Annotated in this window: 19 protein-coding genes and 1 pseudogene; 12 read left to right on the forward strand and 8 right to left on the reverse strand. The window is 40.5% G+C overall.

Annotated elements, in window-relative coordinates; translation table 11 throughout:
• The first annotated feature begins 7 nt into the window (after nt 1-7).
• Genes M5E07_RS06795 through M5E07_RS06805 form a run of 3 tightly spaced genes read left to right on the forward strand, consistent with a single transcriptional unit; the run spans nt 8 to nt 2726 of the window.
• A complete protein-coding gene (locus M5E07_RS06795; RefSeq protein ID WP_252223268.1) occupies nt 8-745 on the forward strand; it encodes an SDR family NAD(P)-dependent oxidoreductase in 738 nt (245 codons plus the stop codon).
• A gap of 36 nt (nt 746-781) precedes the next feature.
• Entirely contained in the window at nt 782-1735 is a 954-nt protein-coding gene (locus M5E07_RS06800) for a PDR/VanB family oxidoreductase (RefSeq protein ID WP_252223270.1), read from the forward strand.
• Between the two features lie 37 nt (nt 1736-1772).
• Entirely contained in the window at nt 1773-2726 is a 954-nt protein-coding gene (locus M5E07_RS06805; RefSeq protein WP_252223272.1) for a p-hydroxyphenylacetate 3-hydroxylase reductase component, read from the forward strand.
• 188 nt (nt 2727-2914) lie between these two features.
• Here M5E07_RS06805 and antC read toward each other — a convergent pair whose 3' ends face one another.
• The 4 genes from antC to M5E07_RS06825 all read right to left on the reverse strand — a co-directional run bounded on the left by antC (nt 2915) and on the right by M5E07_RS06825 (nt 6637).
• Nucleotides 2915-3952, reverse strand: coding sequence for an anthranilate 1,2-dioxygenase electron transfer component AntC (gene antC / locus M5E07_RS06810; protein ID WP_171304938.1), 1038 nt, complete (start codon nt 3950-3952; stop codon nt 2915-2917).
• A 5-nt stretch (nt 3953-3957) separates the two neighbouring features.
• Complete coding sequence (gene antB, locus M5E07_RS06815; RefSeq protein ID WP_116759607.1) at nt 3958-4449, reverse strand: anthranilate 1,2-dioxygenase small subunit; 492 nt, start codon at nt 4447-4449, stop codon at nt 3958-3960.
• A 2-nt stretch (nt 4450-4451) separates the two neighbouring features.
• On the reverse strand, nt 4452-5867 hold the full coding sequence (gene antA, locus M5E07_RS06820; RefSeq protein WP_116759605.1) for an anthranilate 1,2-dioxygenase large subunit: 1416 nt from the start codon (nt 5865-5867) through the stop codon (nt 4452-4454).
• A gap of 161 nt (nt 5868-6028) precedes the next feature.
• Entirely contained in the window at nt 6029-6637 is a 609-nt protein-coding gene (locus tag M5E07_RS06825; RefSeq protein ID WP_252223274.1) for a TetR/AcrR family transcriptional regulator, read from the reverse strand.
• 122 nt (nt 6638-6759) lie between these two features.
• Here M5E07_RS06825 and M5E07_RS06830 point away from each other — a divergent pair, with 122 nt between their 5' ends.
• Nucleotides 6760-7413 carry an NAD(P)H-dependent oxidoreductase gene (locus M5E07_RS06830; protein WP_252223276.1) on the forward strand — a complete coding sequence of 218 codons (654 nt, stop codon included), beginning with the start codon at nt 6760-6762 and terminating at the stop codon, nt 7411-7413.
• Nucleotides 7414-7507: 94 nt separating this feature from the next.
• On the opposite strand, the gene M5E07_RS06835 is transcribed toward M5E07_RS06830, so the two are convergent.
• Nucleotides 7508-8797 (reverse strand): sigma-54 interaction domain-containing protein, encoded by a 1290-nt coding sequence (locus M5E07_RS06835; protein ID WP_252223278.1) that lies wholly within the window; start codon nt 8795-8797, stop codon nt 7508-7510.
• A gap of 193 nt (nt 8798-8990) precedes the next feature.
• Between M5E07_RS06835 and M5E07_RS06840 the strand changes: the two genes are divergently transcribed.
• The 3 genes from M5E07_RS06840 (at nt 8991) to M5E07_RS06850 (ending at nt 12229) form a co-directional block, all read left to right on the forward strand.
• Nucleotides 8991-9674, forward strand: coding sequence for an MBL fold metallo-hydrolase (locus M5E07_RS06840; protein ID WP_252223280.1), 684 nt, complete (start codon nt 8991-8993; stop codon nt 9672-9674).
• A gap of 12 nt (nt 9675-9686) precedes the next feature.
• Nucleotides 9687-11342, forward strand: a complete 1656-nt coding sequence (locus M5E07_RS06845; protein WP_252223282.1) for a bifunctional protein tyrosine phosphatase family protein/NAD(P)/FAD-dependent oxidoreductase — start codon at nt 9687-9689, stop codon at nt 11340-11342.
• Between the two features lie 107 nt (nt 11343-11449).
• The gene (locus tag M5E07_RS06850; protein WP_116759593.1) at nt 11450-12229 is read left to right on the forward strand and encodes a sulfite exporter TauE/SafE family protein; all 780 of its coding nucleotides are present in this window, start codon (nt 11450-11452) and stop codon (nt 12227-12229) included.
• Nucleotides 12230-12320: 91 nt separating this feature from the next.
• Here M5E07_RS06850 and M5E07_RS06855 read toward each other — a convergent pair whose 3' ends face one another.
• The 3 genes from M5E07_RS06855 to M5E07_RS06865 form a co-directional block, all read right to left on the reverse strand.
• Entirely contained in the window at nt 12321-12980 is a 660-nt protein-coding gene (locus M5E07_RS06855) for a class I SAM-dependent methyltransferase (protein WP_252223284.1), read from the reverse strand.
• Complete coding sequence (locus M5E07_RS06860; RefSeq protein ID WP_116759591.1) at nt 12970-13311, reverse strand: carboxymuconolactone decarboxylase family protein; 342 nt, start codon at nt 13309-13311, stop codon at nt 12970-12972. The genes M5E07_RS06855 and M5E07_RS06860 overlap by 11 nt, the downstream gene beginning before the upstream one ends.
• Before the next feature lie 248 nt (nt 13312-13559).
• Nucleotides 13560-14579, reverse strand: coding sequence for an AraC family transcriptional regulator (locus M5E07_RS06865; protein ID WP_252223286.1), 1020 nt, complete (start codon nt 14577-14579; stop codon nt 13560-13562).
• 149 nt (nt 14580-14728) lie between these two features.
• On the opposite strand from M5E07_RS06865, the gene M5E07_RS06870 reads away from it, so the two are divergent.
• The 5 genes and pseudogenes from M5E07_RS06870 to M5E07_RS06890 all read left to right on the forward strand — a co-directional run bounded on the left by M5E07_RS06870 (nt 14729) and on the right by M5E07_RS06890 (nt 19602).
• Nucleotides 14729-16174, forward strand: coding sequence for a coniferyl aldehyde dehydrogenase (locus M5E07_RS06870; protein WP_252223288.1), 1446 nt, complete (start codon nt 14729-14731; stop codon nt 16172-16174).
• 110 nt (nt 16175-16284) lie between these two features.
• A complete protein-coding gene (locus M5E07_RS06875) occupies nt 16285-16602 on the forward strand; it encodes an NAD(P)-binding protein (RefSeq protein WP_252223290.1) in 318 nt (105 codons plus the stop codon).
• Nucleotides 16551-16811, forward strand: a pseudogene (locus M5E07_RS06880) (GMC oxidoreductase); the annotation flags it as partial. The gene M5E07_RS06875 and the pseudogene M5E07_RS06880, both read left to right, overlap by 52 nt.
• Before the next feature lie 506 nt (nt 16812-17317).
• Entirely contained in the window at nt 17318-18073 is a 756-nt protein-coding gene (locus M5E07_RS06885; RefSeq protein ID WP_252223294.1) for a thermostable hemolysin, read from the forward strand.
• Nucleotides 18074-18078: 5 nt separating this feature from the next.
• Nucleotides 18079-19602 (forward strand): AMP-binding protein, encoded by a 1524-nt coding sequence (locus M5E07_RS06890; protein WP_252223297.1) that lies wholly within the window; start codon nt 18079-18081, stop codon nt 19600-19602.
• Nucleotides 19603-19648 lie beyond the last annotated feature (46 nt).

Genomic DNA, 19648 nt, shown 5'->3' on the forward strand with positions numbered 1-19648 from the left:
CATCGGCATGCAACAGGTTGTATTAGTGACAGGCGCTGCTTCAGGTTTGGGCAATGTCATTGCGGAATATTTTGCCAGCCAAGGTCATCAGGTAATTTTATCTGCCAGTACTTTGGAAAAGGCGGAAAAAGCCAAAGCAGAAAGTCAGTTTCCCGAGCAAATGTTTCCAGTGAAACTGGATATTTCAGTTGAAACGGACTTTCATGCCGTGGTGCAGTGGATCGAACAAAAATTTGCAAAACTTGATGTGTTGATCAATAACGCGACGGTCACTAAGGCAACCCCAGTTTTGGAGATTACGGCTGCTGATTTTGACTGGATTACCCAAGTTAATCAGCGCGGTACATTCCAGTCTTGCCAAATTATTGGTCAGTACATGGCGCAAAAAGGCTATGGGCGCATTATTAATATGGCATCTTTAGCCGGGCAAAATGGTGGTACGGCAACAGGCGCACATTATGCAGCGAGCAAAGGTGCCATTGTGACCTTAACCAAAATCTTTGCTAAAGAGTTTGCGGCAAAAGGTGTGACAGTAAATGCCGTTGCTCCCGGCCCAATGGAATCAGCCATTGTGCATAGCGTGGTGTCAGACGAAAAAATGGAACAGTTTATCCAGAATATTCCTGTTAAAGCATTAGGCAGTATGTCGTTTATTGCTGAAACCTGCGCGTTGTTGGCAAGTCCAAATGCTGGGTTCGTCACAGGCGCAACTTGGGATATTAATGGTGGTTTATTCATGCGCTAAGCCTTGTGCCAAGCAAGTGAAAAGGAGAAAACAAAAATGACTACACTTTATGATGTCGTCGTAAAAAACCGCCATGTAGAAGGTGGCAATATTGCAGTCATGGAATTTGAGTCTGCTAATGCCGAAGTATTACCTAAAATTGAAGCAGGTGCCCATATTGATGTGCACTTACCGAATGGTCTGGTTCGTCAATACTCGCTTTGTCAAAATCCTAATCAGGCTGGCAAGTTCAGATTAGGCATTTTAAGAGATGCAGAATCACGTGGTGGTTCAATTTCAGCTTTTGATGATTTAAAAGATGGAATGCACATTCAGGTGAGTGCACCCAAAAACTTATTTCCATTGTACCCAGCGAAACATACGGTGTTGATCGGTGGAGGCATTGGCATTACACCACTCATCACCATGGCCTATCAATTAGTGCATGAGGGTGCATCTTTCGAGCTGCATTATTGCGGTGCGAGCGAAGACCGTTGTGCCTTTGTCAATGAAATTAAAAATGGCGAATTGGCACCATTTACCACGTTCCACTTTAAATCTGAAGGAGCGAGCCATCGCCAGTTTTTTGAAGCTGCAATTCAGCATATTGATTTAACAAGTCATATTTATACCTGTGGCCCAGTGGGTTTTATGGACTGGGTGATCAATCTCGCTACGACACATAACTTTCCCCAAGCTCAGATTCATAAAGAATATTTCCAAGTTGAAACCGATACTTCGGGCGATGCATTTGAAGTGGTCGCTGAACGGAGTGGAAAAATTATTTTGGTAGATGCAGGAGAAACCATTTTGCAGGCATTAGCCAAACAAGGCATCAATATTGAAATGTCTTGTGAGCAAGGGGTTTGTGGCACCTGTATGTGCGATGTGATTGAAGGTGAACCCGACCATCGCGATGTGTATTTTACCGATGAAGAAAAAGCCAGTAATGAACAAATTTTGGTCTGCTGCTCTCGTTCCAAATCATCCCGTTTAGTTTTAGATATTTAAGCCTTTTCCTTGTGATATGGAAATTAAGGAGAAAAAGATGAATGTAATACAAAAAGTACAACCGTTAAGCATAGATCCTTTGCAATTCCGACGCGCATTAGGCAATTTTGCAACGGGTGTGACCATTGTCACAGCGCAAAATGAACAGGGTGAAAAAGTCGGGGTAACTGCCAATAGTTTTAACTCAGTGTCACTTGATCCACCGTTGATTCTATGGAGTATTGATAAAAAATCATCTAGTTTTGCTGTGTTTGAGCAAGCAACACATTTTGCTGTCAATATTTTGTCAGGTTCGCAAATTGAACTGTCCAACAAGTTTTCACGTCGCAATATTGATAAGTTTGAAGGAACCAATTATGAGGAAGGTGAAGGTGCGAGCTTATTATTAGAAAACTGTTCTGCAATCTTTGAGTGTGAACGTCATCAAGTGATTGAAGGGGGCGATCACTGGATTATGATTGGTAAAGTGGTGAAATTTCATGATCAAGGGCGCAGTCCTTTGGTCTATCACCAAGGCGCATATTCATGTGTGATGCCACATCCAAGTTTAAAGCTAAAACACAGTGAACCAACACTTTCTGAAATTCCACAACAAGGGCATTTATATAACAATGTTTGTTATTTAATGAGCCGCGCCTTTAAAGCCTATCAAACGGATTATATTCCGAAGCAATTGGCTTCGGGTTTTCGTACCAGTGAATCTCGATTGCTGTTGGTGCTTGCCAGTGGAACTGCTTCGAGCAAGGAAGATTTACCACGGGATATTGCTATGCCGATGCAAGAAGTAGAACGCGCAGCGGAAATTTTAAAACGTGAAGGGCTACTTTCAGACCACGAGAACTTGTATCAATTGACAGAAAAGGGCAAACAAACAGCACAATATTTGTTTGAAATCGCAGATAGCCATCAAAATGGAGTATTTGAAAAATATCCACAACAGGAAAAAGAAGCATTCATTAGCATGTTGCGTGACTTTGCTGGTGTGGCTTAAGTCGGAATGCACTGATAAATCTTCGGATTTATCAGTTTTATTTGATCTGAATATTGATGCTTAAGCCCGAATATATGTTTATCAGAGATGTATTTCGATGTGACAAAAAAGAGCCAAGGATAATCTTGGCTCTTTTTGCGTTATTCACTAGAAATTACCATGAAGGATAGGCAATTTCGGTTTTAAAATTAGGTTCGTGCAGTATTACTTTGTAAGAACTTTTCACTATACAAACGATAATCTTGTAAGGATTGTTCATCGAGCCAACTTTTAACCGCTTCAATCATTGGTGGCGGACCACATAAATACATATCGAATGCTTGTTCAGCCAGTTGTGCTTTGTTCAAATGTTCATGAATATAACCCGCTTTGCCTTGCCACTCATCTGATGCTTTGGTCACAATTGGGTGATAACTAAAGTTTGAAAATTGCTCAGTATAGTGATGTAAACGCTGTTGCTCACATAAATCTGACTCTGAATTCACCCCATAATAAAGTTGAATCGGTGGGGTATTGGGTTGTTCAACCAAATTGTCGAGCATACCTAAAAATGCGGATAATCCTGTACCACCTGCAATAAAGACCAATGGGCGTTCTACTTCACGCAAATAGAAGCTGCCTAAAGGTGCTTCAATCAGTAGCGTCTGACCTATTTGACAACGTTCGCGTAAGTAATTGCTCATTACGCCATCGGGTAATAGGCGAATCAAAAATTGTAATTGGTTTGTGGCATTTGGGCGATTGGCAAAGGAGTAAGAGCGCCAGTCATCGGTATCTGGAATTTGCAAACGTGCATATTGCCCAGCTAAAAATTGTAGTTGAGAGCTAAAGCTACTGGCATCCAAATGTAAAATGGCGGTAGTCTCTGAAACCAATTCAACGGCAGTGACTGTTGTTGCGATTTTTAAAGTTTCACCCGCATTACAGATGCTTGAATTATGATCAAAATAAAACGCGGCATCAGACTTTACCCGAGTTTGGCAAGCCAACATTTTTCGTTCTGCCAAGTCACGTTCACTTAAGGCATCTTCATCGACATAGTCTTGCGCATAGATACCCGTTTCACATTTGCCTTGGCAAGTTCCACAAACACCTTCACGGCAATCGAGTGGTAAATTAATCCCTTGTCGAACTGCTGCATCAAGCAGCAATTCGTCTTGGTTCACAGAGATGAAAAAGGTTTTACCATCGGCAAAATTTAAAGCAACTGAATGTCCCATTTCTATGCTCCTTAAACGTGGTAGAAGTCTAAAACAGAATCAATTTTGTCATTCAGCAAAATGCTGTGCTGACGACGAATCTTGAAGCTTTGCTCTGTTTGGCGGAGGAGATAAGTCGCATGACCATAGAAGGAACCTTCCAAACCTTGGCGGTTATATAGGGTATGCCAAGCCACTTTGGCTTCAACCAAACCATCTTCACGAGTTTGTACCTGCACATTGTTAATGCTGTGAAAGGTCCGAGGTAAAGGGCTCGCCGATGCCGCTTTACCTGTACGAATGCGAAATACACGGTCTTCTAAACCTGAACGATCGGCATAGTAAATATAGGACAAGCCTTGATTCGGATCTTGCACATAATTGTGGTCATCAATCCACTGTGGAATATGATATTCACTGTCCTCATCATAAAGATCAAGATAGGCGTCCCAGTCATATTTATCGCAAAGTTCTGATTTTTTATACAAAAATTGAGAAACTGCAAATTGTAGTTGTTGTGACATGGTTACACCTCATCCGCTACGTTTTGATTTTGAAAAGTGATGTCGAACATTTTTAATGACTTTTTCTTGAAGCCATCGAGCATTAGGCGTTGCCAATGACCGTGTTGATTGACATAGAGACCTTCATGGGTAAATTCACGCCCTGTAATTACAGGTTCAATGCCCAAATCAATTGAGTTTTTGCTTGGACCATATTCCCAAGCTTGATAACCACGTGAAATATCACTCCAACGTTCTAGTCGGGCTTGAAACCCTTTTTGCTGTTCACGGAATTCGACCAAGTCATCAGGGGTGCCTAAACCTGAAACATTAAAGAAATCTTCAAATTGACGAATACGATTACGACGCGCTTCAACTGATTCACCTTTCACACCGATACATTGGCTGATGACTTCGGTTTTGTTCCAAGCCACTGGACGAACAATTCGTAATTGTGAGCTGATTTGATCCATAAAGAATAAGCTAGGGTATAGGTTCAAGTTTCTTAAACGATGCATTGCCCATTCAGCATATTTTTGACCGTATTTCTCGACCATATAAGGCATAACGGTTTCATACCCAGGACGTACCGTTGGATTTGGCATATCACTGAATAAAACACTATGTCCATTTTTGAAGCTAAACCAACCATCATCGGTTTCAGCATCACCTGCGCCTAATTTGCTGTAATCGAGCGTATCCAGTTCAGCCCCTTTGGTAGCATTTACTTGCTGACGATGTTGCACTGTAGAAACGTAGTTATAATGCACAGTACTTACATGATAGCCATCTAAGCCATTTTCATTTTGCAGTTTCCAGTTCCCTGCAAAGGTATAGGCTGATTTGCCTTGCAGAACTTCAAGTTCTCCCGTTGGGGATTGATCCACCATTAAATCAAGGAAAATTTTGGCATCGCCCAAAAAGTCTTCCAAGGTATCTGTGGCTTGCGTGTCTAGGCTAACAAACACAAAACCTCGATAGCTCGCAATGCGTCCTTGTTTCAGTCCTCGGCTTGATTTATCAAAATCTTCACAATATTCACTTGGTGCTTTGACTTTGACCAAACGACCATCAGATTTATAGCACCATGCATGGAAGGGACAGGTAAAAGTTGATTGATTGCCTTTTGCAACACGGGTCAGTGTTGCACCGCGGTGTTCGCAGGCATTGACCATGGCATGTAACTCACCGTTGCCATCTCGGCTGACAATAATGGGTTGGCGACCAATTTGAACGGTCAAAAAGTCGTGTTTGTTGGGAATTTCACTTTCATGGCAGGCATAAATCCAGACTTTTTCAAAAATGAATTCCATTTCCAGATCGAACAGTTCTGGCTGGGTAAACATATCTCTTGCGACGCGAAACACACCATCTTGAGGGCGGAAATCGATGCATCCATCCACCAAGTCATTCCATTGTTGTAAATTTGATGAGGTCATGTGCTCAATCCTTTAGTCAATCAGCTTTAGCTTGATTGAAACGTGATTAAGCACTTGTCTCTATCCACTTTTTCCAGATGTTTATCCAGTCTGTGCTGCTTTTATTTTAAAGCGTTTAGATGCGGGATTTGATTAGGGGATAGGTATTGAAAGAGTCAGCTTTAACGTGCTGGCATTATTTGGGTGAGTTGCTGCATCATAATATTTACATATTTATGCACATCATCTTTAAAAATCATATATTGAAGTGCTAAGCCATAACTCAAAGAGATAATTTCTAGAAGCTTGTATTCATGCTGAGCTGACTCTGCCGCAGAAAAATTTGGAATGAGTTGTTGTAAAACTTCAGAAACTTGTGCCTGATGATTCTGCCAAACTTGCTGATATTCATTGGAAAATATTTCGTCACGTGCCGCATATAATTGCAATTCAATTGAAATTTTCAGCCATTCATCATTTTGGAAAAATTCGATTAACCACTGTTCGAGTGCGGCCATTAAATCAGACTGCGTCAAATGTGTTTGAGTAATAATTTTCTGTAATTGCAGATTTTCTTGTTCAAATTGAATTTTCATTAAGGTCAGTAAAAAATCTTCTTTGTGCTCAAAATTTGAGTAAAAAGCACCTTGAGTATAGCCTGCCTTTTTTGAAAGATTCCGAATAGATACCGCACTATAGCCTTGTTCAGAAATAAGGTGAAATCCTGCTTCAATTAACTGATTTCTAGTTTGAATTTGTTTTTCATCACGAGAAATTTTTGTGGGTTTCATAGGTTAATTTAAATTTCAAATATCACTTGATATCTTAAACTTTAAGCGTTATTTTGGCTAGGTCTATTTCAGATATCAAGTGATATCTAAAGTGGTAAATCTGTTTAAACCTAGAGAAAAATATGAGTAAGCAGTTGAAAAGAAAAATAGTGGTCATCAATGCTCATCCATCATCGACCAGTTTTAATCAAGCTTTAACGCAAGCCTATATTGAAGCTGTACCATCTGACTTGCAGGTTGAAGTGATTGAAATTGGCAAATTACATTTTAATCCAAATCTGAAATATGGCTATGAGCAAAGAATGGAGCTTGAACCCGATTTACAAGCAGCATGGTCTAAAATAATGAGTGCGGATCATTTGGTCTGGATTTTTCCAGTGTGGTGGGGCGGTTTACCTGCTGTAGCTAAAGGGTTTATTGATCGTTTATTTCTTCCGGGCAAAGCCTTTAGCTATTTTGAAAACAGCAACCGTATTCGGGGGCATTTAAAACGCAAAACGGCCAGAATTATTACCACCTTAGACCAAGCAGGTTGGACTTATAAATGGTATTTTGGCGAACCGAGCACACGACAACTTAAAGATACGACATTAAAATTTTGTGGTGTAGGGTCGGTAAAAACACATTATGTAGGCTCTGTACGGGGTTCTAGTTTAGCGCAACGTCAAATCTGGCTGGGATTAATGAAAGAACTGGCTCAACGTGATTATGCCAACTTGATGAAAAAATCAGATCAAGGAATGGTGCAACGGCTTCGGCTTTATTTTAGCAATTGATGGCATTAAAAAAGGGGAGAAAAGCATCTTATCCATGCAAAATGCAGATCCGATGCTATTTTTACTCACGACCCAAACCCGCATGGAATAAGGATTATATTCCAAATTTCTTGCGGTAACGCCATAAACTGGTTCGGCTAATTCCTAATGCTTGTGCTGTTAATCCCAAGTCATATTGATATTTCTTTAGGGTTTGTTGCAAGGTATAGGCATCCAGTTTTGTGGAACTGATTTGCACAGCTTGTTCATATGTTTCAGGCTCAGATACAGAATCCTGCAATACGTGAATGATTTCATCAGGTAAATCAGAAATACCTATTTCGGAACGACCATTCGCCATTGCCAGTGCATATAACAACGTATTCTTGAGTTCGCGGACATTCCCCGGCCAGTCATACTTCATTAAAGTTTGCAGGGCATCCTCTGAAAGGACAGGGGCATGTGCGGAAGTCCGATGCTCATTCAGCAGAAACTCAGCAATTAGGGGGATATCTTCTTTACGTTCACGCAGTGGCGGTACGAAAATCGGGATGACCCTTAAACGGTAGAGCAAGTCTTGACGGAAACGACCAGATTTTACTTCTTCACGTAGCGCACGATGAGTCGCCGCAATAATTCGGACATTGGACTTCAACGATTTTTCACCACCTAAAGGCGTGAATTCTCCTGTTTCCAGTACCCGTAATAATTTGGCTTGTAGTTCCAGTGGAATTTCTGCAATTTCATCCAGAAATAATGTGCCACCTGCCGCACGTTCAAAGACACCTTTATGTTCACGGATTGCGCCAGTAAAAGCCCCTTTAACATGTCCAAATAATTCACTTTCTAACAGGCTGGCATTGAGCGCAGCACAGTTGATGGCAATGAACGGATGTTTTCTTCTTTGGCTATGTTCATGAATGGCTTGTGCCACGAGTTCTTTACCACTGCCTGATTCCCCCCGAACCAGCACAGGAAATTCGGTAATTGCAACTCGTTCAATAATGGAGAACATATGCTGCATAGAACTTGAGCGGCTATGAAAAGTCTGTTGTAGAGATAATGCTGTTACAGGCTTTGGTTTTACCGTATTTAAAGAAACAGGCTGTAATACAAAAATTTCGCCTACAAACTGTTGATCAAGTACATCGAGTTTTTTTCGGGTCAATAAATATTGTGCAGAGGTTTCAGGCAGATGAATCAGCCCCGTTTGCAGTTCTGTATTTTGAATTAAATGTTTGAATGTCGTGATGATTTTTTTATTGAACTCGGATGTACCATATTCATAAATAAAGTTTTGGCTCTGCTGTTCTTGAATCAAGATCAAACTTTCATCAATAAGACTTTGTAATTGTTCTAAAAATAATTCTAGCTGAGTTTGTAAGGTAAAACTAAGTGTTAGCATGATGTTTCACTATCTGTTTCATTTGTTTCTTATTGAAACATAAAATGAAACAAAGATGAAACCGTATGGAAGAGTAAATTTATAATTTAAACTTTAATATATTGTTTTTTATCAATATAATTAAAAAAGCTAAAAGTTGGCACTGAGTTTGCAATTTAAGAATAAAGAAACGTATTTATTCAGGTGTTACAACATGATCTTTCATCAATTTTTTGAAGTAGAAAGTTCAACTTATACTTATCTCTTGGCTTCAGAGCAGACACATGAAGCAGTATTGATTGACCCAGTTGCTTCTGAAATAGACGTCTATACCCAGTATTTAGAAATGCATAACTTAACACTGGTCTATAGTTTGGATACGCATGTTCATGCGGATCATGTTACCGCTGCCAATCTATTACGTGAAAAGTTTGGCTGTAAAACCGTATTGCATCGTAATTCAGGTGTGAGTTGTGGCGACATTTTTATTACTGATCGTAGTGCGATTCGGATAGGTGAAATAAATATTGAAGCTCGTTATACCCCAGGACACACCAACGCATGTACCAGTTATGTTGCAGAAGGTATGGTATTTACTGGTGACGCTTTATTGATTGATGGTTGTGGACGTACTGACTTTCAGGAAGGGAATGCCGAAACCTTGTATGACAGCATTCATACTCAAATCTTTACTTTGCCAGACGAGACTATTGTTTACCCGGGTCATGATTATAAAGGCCGTTTAGCTTCGACAGTCGGACATGAGCGTTTGCACAATTCGCGTTTAGGTACAGCGCGAAACAAAGCTGAATTTGTTGAAATTATGAACAATTTAAATCTTCCATATCCGAAAAAAATTGATATCGCATTACCTGCCAATAAAGCATGTGGTCAGTAAAGGAGAGTGAAGATGCAATTAAAACAAGTCAATGCCGAATTCTGGGTTGCCGATCAAATTACTGTACAAGATATTGAATTGATCGTAGCACGTGGTATTAAAACCATCTTTTGTAATCGTCCAGATGGTGAAGGTGCTGATCAACCGAATGTGGCTGAAATTGAACAGGCCTTGCAACCGTATGGGATTCAAATTCAGTATTTGCCTGTGGTCAGCGGTAAGGTGACCGATGAGCAGTCCGAAGAGTTTAAGCAACTTTATATGCAGGCACAAAAGCCATTATTGGCATATTGCCGATCGGGAACACGGTCTATTACGCTTTGGGCATTGTCTCAAGTGGCAGATCAGACCTTAGAGAAAATGTTACTGACAGCAAAAACTTTAGGCTATGACTTACAAGGTGTAGTACCCCGTATTTTAAAGCAATCGACGCATGCACAAGAGCATATTCCAAAGTTTAGTGTGGTGATTGTAGGGGGTGGTGCTGCGGGTATTTCTGTAGCATCGAGCTTACTTTCACGTCAGCCGAATTTAGATATTGCGATTATTGATCCCGCGGAAGTTCACTACTACCAACCGGGTTGGACCATGGTGGGCGGCGGCATTTTTAAGCCTGAAAAAACTGTGCGGACCATGGCAAGCTTAATTCCGAAACAAGTGCAATGGATTAAAGCGGCTGTTGCAGCTTTTGATCCAGACAATAAACAAGTGTTACTGGAAGGATGTAAGCCACTGAATTATGAAGCTTTGGTGGTTTGCCCAGGGTTAAAACTGAATTGGCATGGTATTGAGGGTTTGGTCGAAACGCTGGGTAAGAATGGTGTGACTTCTAACTATCGTTATGACTTAGCACCTTATACTTGGCAGTTAGTCCGAGAAATGCAACGCGGTAAGGCGATTTTCACTCAACCGCCTATGCCAATTAAGTGTGCAGGTGCGCCGCAGAAAGCCATGTATTTATCTGCGGATTATTGGCAAAAGCAGGGCGTACTTAAAGATATCCAGATTGATTTTTACAATACAGGTGCAGCGTTATTTGGCGTGCCCGCCTATGTGCCTGCCTTGATGGAATACGTCAAACGTTATGACGCAAATTTGCATTTTAACCATCAATTAATCAAGGTCGATGGTCCGCAAAAACGTGCTTGGTTTAAGCAACTGAATGGTGAAAACAGCAGTATTGTTGAAACCGATTTTGACATGATTCATGTGGTGCCGCCACAGCAAGCTCCAGACTTTATTCGGGCAAGTAATTTGGTTGATCAGGCAGGTTGGGTCAGTGTCGATCAACATACCTTACAGCATACCCAATATCCGCATATTTTTGCTTTGGGTGATGTCATGAATGCACCAAATGCCAAAACAGCCGCCGCAGCACGTAAGCAAGCACCGATTGTGGCTGTGAATGTACTGGAGTATTTACAAGGCGGTGCCAACTTTGCCCAATACGATGGTTATGGTTCATGTCCACTTACCGTAGAGCGTGGAAAAATTGTACTGGCTGAGTTTGGTTATGGTGGCAAGTTACTCCCAAGCTTTCCAAAATGGCTGCTTAATGGTGAACAACCAACACGACTGGCATGGCTATTAAAAGAGCAGATTCTTCCACCGATGTATTGGGATGGCATGCTCAAAGGGCATGAATGGATGGTTAAACCTAAACGGTAATTATTTTAACTCCTTAAAAAACAAGTCCCTATCTGTCATTTTACAGATGGGTTAGGGACTCTTTTATTTAAAAAAGAGTCCCCCTTGAGGTAAAGAGGTCTAGAACCATGTGGTTGTTAGTTTTAGAAGGCTTGGCAATAGGATGTTTGCTTGGCATGACGGGTGCTGGCGGAGGAATACTCGCAGTTCCTGCACTGATGGCGAGTCAGGGATGGAGTGTGGCTCAGGCAGCCCCAGTCGGCTTATTGGCTGTTACCTTGTCGGCTTTTGTGGGAACAATTCAGGGTTTCTTCAAAAAAATCGTGCGTTATCGCGCTGCGATTTGGATTGCACTGATTAGTATTCCTTCAGCACGTTATGGTGTACAGCTTTCTAATATCATTTCTCCAGTATGGCTGAGCATTGCTTTTAGCCTAGTGATGTTGGTGGTGGCTTATCGAGTCTTTTTTAATAAAGTCAATGATATGGAAAATCCACCTTGTAAAGTGAATAAATCGACTGGACGACTCATCTGGAATTTCAAAACGGCTTCCGTGTTGGGTTTCATTGGTGTGGTTGCAGGATTATTGACTGGACTACTAGGTGTCGGTGGTGGCTTCGTGATTGTACCTGCATTGCGTAAAGCCACAGATTTAGACATGAACAGTATTGTGGCAACTTCACTGATGATTATTTTCTTGATCGGTGGTGTGAGTATTTCAATCCATGTCTTGGATGGTTTTCAGTATCCCATCAGTATTTCAGCAACCTTTGTAATTGCCTGTATTGTGGGTATGTTATTGGGGCGTAAAGCAACGAACCTTGTGCCATCCAGCGTCATTCAAAAGATTTTTGCCATTACCGTGATTGTGGTGGCGATTTCAATGTTGGTGAAAGCTTTGGTTTGATTAAGAGTCTATATTGAATTAAGCCAGCTAAGCCAAATCTGAAGATGCAACTTAAAACAGCACAGGACGAATCATCATCCTGTGCTATTGTTTATTGAGATACGTCGGATTTACGGATCTGGATCGCAAATTGAATTACGTGTGATAAGCCATGATGGAGCTGTCCTTCGAAGCGCTCAACTTCACCGACAAAAAAGTGCTGAATATGATCGTGTTGAAAATGATTTAGAAATTCTATCGGATCGTACAGCATTGCTTTGACCCGAGGTCCACCAGTTTGATAGGCAAGCTGTTCTGTGGAATAAACTTCACCAATAAACCATCCGCCATCAACCAAACTGTTGCGAACACCTTGCAACATCTGCTGGCGTGTTATCGCATTAAAATGCCCAAATACACAGATGATGTTGTCATATTGATTTTCTTGCCAATTTGCCTGAGTTAAATCCACTTTATGCGTATGAAGTGCGATGCGGAGTTCAACTGCATGGCGTTGTGCTTTATCTAGCGCAACCTGAGCATAGTCCCAGAGTTCAGCGCGAAAGGGGCGTTGCTGTTGTTTTGCCAAGTCAGCCAAATACAGCAGATTGCGACCTTCACCTTCGGCAAGCCCAAGGGTATTACCTAAAATGTCAATTTTTTGTGCGATCTGCTGAATAAACACATTGGCGTCCCGACCATAAAGATGATCTTGCTCGGCATAGCGAGCATCCCATTCATTCGTTATAGGCGTATCTGAATTATTCGGCATGATTAAATTCATTAAATGCAGTTACAGCATTGGCAGCATACATTAACGATGGTCCGCCACCCATATACACAGCGATACCTAGCACTTCATTCAGTTCTTCAAAGCTCATGCCCATTTTGACCAAGGTACGCACATGAAAACCAATACAGCCATCACAACGGTTGGCAACGCCAATGGCAAGCGCAATCAATTCTTTGGTTTTAGCATCCAAAATGCCATCTTTCATGGCAGCTTGCGAGAGTGAATTAAAACTCTTGATCAGATCGGGGGATTGATCACGCATACTTTTGATGTTGGCAGAAATTTCTTGTGTAAGTTCGGTGTAGCTCATGGTAAATCACCTTATATTTTGTATGGGTTTATTTTAAATTACCATGTTTATCATGAATATATTATATTTTTATATATTGATTTTTGTGAAAAGTATTTAATACTACAAGTCCCTGTTTAATCTTAATAATTTTGAATGAGAGCGTTAAGTATTCTCTCGCGAATTTAGCGTGATGCCATGTCTACGAACATATGTCAGTTGGCACGGATTGAAGCCAATCGAATCATGCTAAAAGACTCAATACGATTTTAATGCGTAAACGCTTGTTTATTGTGATCACGCCATTCGGAAGGGCTGATGCCAAACCAATGTTTAAAGTTACGGCTAAAAATGGAAAGTTCTGCATAGCCGAGTTGTAAGGCTAAATCTGTGAGGCTGACATTACCCGCGTTAATCATACGAAGCGCTTCTTTCTTGCGGACGTTTTCGAGTAAATCTCGATAAGTCGTGCCTTGCATTTTTAAGAGTCGCTGTAACTTTTTTGGATGCATACCCATACATAAAGCAATATTTTCAATACTACAATCACCTGTTGCCATTAACATGCGGACTGAGCTTTCAATCAATGTAGGATCAAGAGTAGCTTTGGTGCTGCTCTGCGTTTCCAGTCGTTGTACGATCAGTTGATCTACCAAATCTTCATTAAATGCATAAGGTTTATGGGTTAAAAAACTGGCAGGGAAATAAAGCGCATCTTCTTCTGTTTCGAACTCAACTCGGCAAGCGAAATGCTCTGTAAACACTTTAGGGTGTTTGGGAGCATGTTGCTTAAGATGAATTTTTTCAGCATGCCATGCGGGTCCAATCAAATCTTTTAAAATATTCGTCACGAGGCAGATTGCCAGTTGTGACTTTTGTGGGATATCGACATTGTATTCGTTTAAACGAACAAAGGTCAGTTTAGACCGTTGTGCATTTACTTGTGAAACTTGAAACACGATGCCTTCGGCATGTAAATAAACATATTTTTGGGCAACATTCAACGCATCTAAAATGGTCGCTTGTCGGGACATATACACGCCAATTAAACCAATCGTGTTAATATTTTGTAGTGCGCCAAGTTTTAAACCAAAACATTCTTCTTGGCAGTGCAAAGCCGCATTTTCTAATAAACTTAAGTAATGATCATAATGAATGAAAGAATCGGGATCGCGTAGTAAAGATGGCAAAATACCGACTTGTTTTAATATTTCTATAGGATTTACACCGTAACTACGAACAAGTTCTTCGAACCCACCAAGGCTGGCTGCACGGATATAACTTGCCATAACAATGTTCCTGAATGTCCTAAAAGATCAAGTGAGTGTCCTAAAAAGTCAAGCTCAATTCAAGTGTTTTGTTAAAGTAGAGTGAGAGATTTTCTCCATCTAGGCATCAAGAACGAGTCAATAATCGTTAGCCGTTAAAAGGAAAGACTATGCAACTTACAGTTCAGTCGCATTTAGAGCAAACAGTTATCGAACAGACATTACAAAACTGTTTCCAATTACAGCGCACGAGCTTTCATCAGCAAGGCATTGAAAGCAATGCACAACGCAAACAGCATTTATTGAATTTAAAGGCCATGATCACTAATCATCGAGAAGCGATTATTGAAGCTTTAAATCGTGATTATGGCAATCGTTCACGTCATGAAACTTTACTGGCAGAAATTATTACAGCTACTGACGATATCAATAGCAGTATTAAACATTTGAATCAATGGACGAAGGTGCAAAAGCGCAGAGTCGATCACAGCATGTACTTTGGTGCCAAGAACCGCCTAATTCCTCAACCACTGGGTGTGATTGGCGTTATTGTGCCGTGGAATTTCCCCATTAATTTGATGTTTTCGCAATTGTCCGCCGTGTTTGCTGCGGGGAATACCGCTATGGTGAAAATGTCGGAAAATTCGCGTCATTTGGCAGAGTTGCTCATTGAGATTAGCCCTAAATATTTTGCCAAAGAAAAATTACAAATTTTTGATGAAACGGGCGAGGTTGGTGTCGTATTTTCCAAACTGCCATTTGATCATCTGATGTTTACGGGTTCAGGTGCTACAGGACGTAAAGTGATGGCGGCTGCGGCTGAAAACTTAACTCCTGTGACTTTGGAACTCGGGGGTAAATCACCCGCGGTCATTGATCCAGAATACCCAATCGACAAAGCAGTTGAGCGGATTATGTTCGTGAAGCAGTTTAATGCGGGACAAATCTGTACCAATGTCGATTATTTATTTGTGCATGAAACGAAACTTCAGCAATTTATTGAAACTGCAAAGGCTTGGGTACAAGAGCATGTACCTGATATTTATAGTAAAGATTATACTTCGGTGATTGATCATCGTGCTTATCAACGCTTAATTCACAGTCTTGCTGATGCGGAAGCCAAAGGGGCAACTTTAATTAATTTAAACCAACAAGAAGCCGATGCTGCAACACGAAAAATTCCGCTGACTTTGGTGCTCAACAGCAATGATGAGATGGAAATTGATATGCGCGAAACTTTTGGTCCCATTTTGATGGTGAAAACTTATCAAAGCCCTGAACAAGTGGTGGACTATATTGTGCAGCGTGATCGACCTCTGGCATTTTATCCATTTAGTCACAATAAGCGTTTAGTCGAGTTCTATATCAGTCGTGTCATGTCGGGTGGTGTGTCTGTGAATGATGCATTATTCCACGTTGGACAACACGACTTACCATTTGGTGGTGTGGGGGCAAGTGGTATGGGGCATTATCATGGTTATGAAGGTTTTCTCACGTTCTCAAAAATGCGCCCAGTATTTTATCAGGCAGGGTTTTCGAGTTTGAAATTTCTGGCGCCGCCGTATGGCAAGTTTGCCACTTGGGTGCTGAATTTTTTAATTCGTATGAAGTCTTAGTTTTACTGTTTAAACCCTTAAATAGGGTAGTTGAGCTTCAGAATGATTTTTGAAGCTCAGGACTGACGCATGTTTAAAAAATAAAAAAAGCTATTAAAGGAGTTAATAGAATGAGTGATCAACATTTTGATTTTGATCAGATTGTCATCGGATCTGGTTTTGGTGGCTCGGTCAGTGCGCTACGCTTAAGTGAAAAAGGCTATAACGTCCTGATCTTAGAGAAGGGTTTACGCCGTGAAGACCATGATTTTCCAACCACCAATTTAGATACCAAAAATTATTTATGGATGCCTGAGTTAGGGTTCAAAGGCACCATGCAATTTACCTTTACCAGTAAGACAACCATTTTACATGGTGTAGGCGTGACCAATCGAATGGTGTGGTGGATTTTACAGGGCAAGTCTTCGGCTATAAAAACCTACGTGTGATTGATGGCTCAATTGTTCCGGGGAATTTAGGGGTAAATCCATCTTTAACCATCACAGCACTATCAGAATTCGCCATGAGCCAAATTCCAGTCTTTTCTGAAGAAAAAGCGTCTCAAATCAAGCGTATTCAGTTTAGTCAGCCTTTAGCAGGACAAGTATCCGAGTTAGACGGTACAGGTGACTTGGCAATTGCATTAACTCAAGTCTAATAGATTCAATATTTGACCTATGACTCAATGGGGAGTTATGGGTTAAATTATCCAATATATTGTTTTATTGAAGAATTTTTTAGTATTTTTTCAAGACTAAAACTAAGTTTAAACTATAATCAATTTCATTTGAGTGAATTAAAAAATTGGAGATGGTCATTTTGTACTTTATATATTTTAATAAAATATAATTATTTTAAGTGTTTGGCATGTATTTATTTTGGTTTCTTGGATTAGGCTTTATAAAAGATCTCATCAGCAATTGGTGGGTATAATGAATAGTGTAAAAGATAACAATTTTCAGTTAGGTTTTTTGATCTTTCGTTTAAATATATTGTTTTGTATCTTAAATCTCATGTAATAAAGCTGAAATAATATAAGCATCTGAATATAAAAATAAATAAATTATTAAGAGTTATGGTTGTCATAAAATTGTCATAAAGATTTAAGTAAATTTTAAGTTTCAAAACTTATTTTTTAATGAATTAATTTATGGCGAGATGACTATGACGACATTCATCTTTGGGACAGATTTTTCAACCAAATTTAATGGTCTGAATTATTATAAGAATCATCTAGTTTATAAAAATTCTACAGCAAAGCTAGAACATTTAAATCTATTAGACAACCAGAAAACCTATCAAATTGTATCACATCAAAAAAAGATGATGCTCCATATTCATGCTGTGCAAGAAAGTCAACCTGAGCGAAAACAGGTGGAAGCTTTTATCAGTACTAAGTATCAGGAAATGCATAAAGCAACATTGTCACATTTTTCCTCCACCTTATTTGTGGGGGAATTTCAGCATCAAACTCAAGTGGCGATAGGCATTGAACCGCTCAAATCCCATCAGGCATTTTTAGAACAGTATCTCGTACAGCCGATTGAACAGACGTTAACAAAAATGATTCAACGCGATGTAGCTCGAGAAAAGATTATTGAAATTGGCAATCTTGCTTCTCAGAACATGGAATACGCCAAAATGATGGTGGCATTTTTGGTGTTCTATCTCACGGTAGCGGAAGTCGAGTGGGCGGTATGTACGGGTACGATTGCCGTACGCTATGTATTACAGCAAATGGGGTTGCATTTTCATGTATTAGAAAAAGCAAATCCTGAAGTGTTGGGTGAAGCCAAAAAACAATGGGGTAATTACTATCAACAAAAACCATTGGTGTTGGCAATTAATGTTGCTGATGCTTTGGCTGTGACCCAGCAACATTATGATTTCAAAGTGAATCGTGCTGCAATCCGTGGGTGAAGTCTATGAATCAACTTTTTGATGTTATTGCAGCGTACGCTAAGCAAATGCCTAAACGTGAAGCGATTGTGACCGAAGTACGTACAGTAAGTTATGTAGAACTTCATCATGCTGTAGAACGCCTCAGTAAGGAACTGGGGCTGTTACAGACGCAGAAACTTGCGATCTGGGGCATGAACAGTATTGATTGGGTGTTGATTGATTTAGCTGCTAAAAAAGCAGGGATTACCGTGATCCCGATCCCTCTATTTTTTAGTGCTCAGCAGATTTTACATCTGTTAAAAGACAGTGCAGTCGATACGATTTTTATGGCAGATGTAAATCTTACCTTGTCAGCGTATCACCTTGATTGTGTGGCACAAAATCATACATGGTTGCATACCTTGAATGAGCAAGGCCATATTCAACAATTACTTAATGCTGAACAGGCTTCTGGCACTTTTATTCGTTTAAATGTAACTGCACCCACAACGATGGATTCAGCCGTTCCCGCAAAGATTACGTATACCTCAGGCAGCACGGGCACACCTAAAGGGGTATGTCTGGCGGAAGACACGATTCAGTCGATTACAGAATCGCTCAGTGCAGCATTACAGTCGAGCCAATTGGGACGACATCTATGTTTGATTCCCTTCGCTACTTTATTGGAAAACATTGCAGGGATTTATGTTGCCTTGAATATGGGGCGTTCAATCGTTGTAGGGAATGTCAGTCATTTTGGACTGGTGTCGAATCATGAGTTTAAGGTGGAAAACTTTGCAGCTACGGTGCAGCAATACCAGATTCAGAGCGTGATTTTATTGCCGCAAATGCTCAAGGCAATGGTGGAATATATTCAGCAATTTGGTGCTCAGGCTTTTGCGAGTTTGAAATTTATTGCAGTGGGTGGTGGTAAGGTTTCGCCCGATTTATTGTTGCAGTCGCAACAGTTGAATTTGCCTGTTTATGAAGGTTATGGACTATCAGAATGCGCTTCGGTGGTTAGCCTAAATCTGCCGAATGCCAGAAAAATTGGCAGTGTAGGCAAACCATTACCTCATGTAGATGTACAAATTGCGGACAATGGTGAAGTGATTGTACGCGGCAATGCCATGCAGGGTTATCTCAATGAGGTCGCAGTCGATCCTCTGATTCACACAGGTGATGCTGGTTTTTTTGATGAAGACGGTTACCTGTTTATTACGGGGCGTATCAAGCAAATTATTGTCAGTAGTTTTGGGCGAAATATTTCACCTGAATGGGTGGAATCGAATGGTTCGAGTGAGCCAGAAATTAATCAGATTGCCATTTTTGGTGAAGCACAGCCTTATCTTTCTGCGGTGATTTATGCCAAAGACAATATTTCGGATGGCATGTTAGCGCAAGCGATACAGAAAGCGAATGACCGCATGCCTGACTATGCCCAAATTAAGCAATGGTATCGATCATCAGAACCATTTTCACTGAATAATCAGATGTTAACCGACAACGGGAAATTGAGACGCAACGAAATTAAAAAGCAATTTGGGCAGTATTTATCGCTTCAATGAGCTGTCGTTCAGCTAAGCAAGCGATAGCCGCAATAAGACCTGAAGA

It is taken from the genome of Acinetobacter tibetensis (genome assembly GCF_023824315.1).
Lineage (GTDB): Bacteria > Pseudomonadota > Gammaproteobacteria > Pseudomonadales > Moraxellaceae > Acinetobacter > Acinetobacter tibetensis.

Coding starts and splice junctions, on each gene's coding strand:
- M5E07_RS06800 (WP_252223270.1), top strand. CDS start 782: ATGACTACACTTTATGATGTCGTCGTAAAAAACCGCCATGTAGAAGGT.
- M5E07_RS06835 (WP_252223278.1), bottom strand. CDS start 8,797: ATGCTAACACTTAGTTTTACCTTACAAACTCAGCTAGAATTATTTTTA.
- M5E07_RS06885 (WP_252223294.1), top strand. CDS start 17,318: ATGACGACATTCATCTTTGGGACAGATTTTTCAACCAAATTTAATGGT.
- M5E07_RS06860 (WP_116759591.1), bottom strand. CDS start 13,311: ATGAGCTACACCGAACTTACACAAGAAATTTCTGCCAACATCAAAAGT.
- M5E07_RS06865 (WP_252223286.1), bottom strand. CDS start 14,579: ATGGCAAGTTATATCCGTGCAGCCAGCCTTGGTGGGTTCGAAGAACTT.
- antB (WP_116759607.1), bottom strand. CDS start 4,449: ATGTCACAACAACTACAATTTGCAGTTTCTCAATTTTTGTATAAAAAA.
- M5E07_RS06840 (WP_252223280.1), top strand. CDS start 8,991: ATGATCTTTCATCAATTTTTTGAAGTAGAAAGTTCAACTTATACTTAT.
- M5E07_RS06795 (WP_252223268.1), top strand. CDS start 8: ATGCAACAGGTTGTATTAGTGACAGGCGCTGCTTCAGGTTTGGGCAAT.
- antA (WP_116759605.1), bottom strand. CDS start 5,867: ATGACCTCATCAAATTTACAACAATGGAATGACTTGGTGGATGGATGC.
- M5E07_RS06805 (WP_252223272.1), top strand. CDS start 1,773: ATGAATGTAATACAAAAAGTACAACCGTTAAGCATAGATCCTTTGCAA.
- M5E07_RS06845 (WP_252223282.1), top strand. CDS start 9,687: ATGCAATTAAAACAAGTCAATGCCGAATTCTGGGTTGCCGATCAAATT.
- M5E07_RS06855 (WP_252223284.1), bottom strand. CDS start 12,980: ATGCCGAATAATTCAGATACGCCTATAACGAATGAATGGGATGCTCGC.
- M5E07_RS06825 (WP_252223274.1), bottom strand. CDS start 6,637: ATGAAACCCACAAAAATTTCTCGTGATGAAAAACAAATTCAAACTAGA.
- M5E07_RS06875 (WP_252223290.1), top strand. CDS start 16,285: ATGAGTGATCAACATTTTGATTTTGATCAGATTGTCATCGGATCTGGT.
- M5E07_RS06890 (WP_252223297.1), top strand. CDS start 18,079: ATGAATCAACTTTTTGATGTTATTGCAGCGTACGCTAAGCAAATGCCT.
- M5E07_RS06830 (WP_252223276.1), top strand. CDS start 6,760: ATGAGTAAGCAGTTGAAAAGAAAAATAGTGGTCATCAATGCTCATCCA.
- M5E07_RS06850 (WP_116759593.1), top strand. CDS start 11,450: ATGTGGTTGTTAGTTTTAGAAGGCTTGGCAATAGGATGTTTGCTTGGC.
- M5E07_RS06870 (WP_252223288.1), top strand. CDS start 14,729: ATGCAACTTACAGTTCAGTCGCATTTAGAGCAAACAGTTATCGAACAG.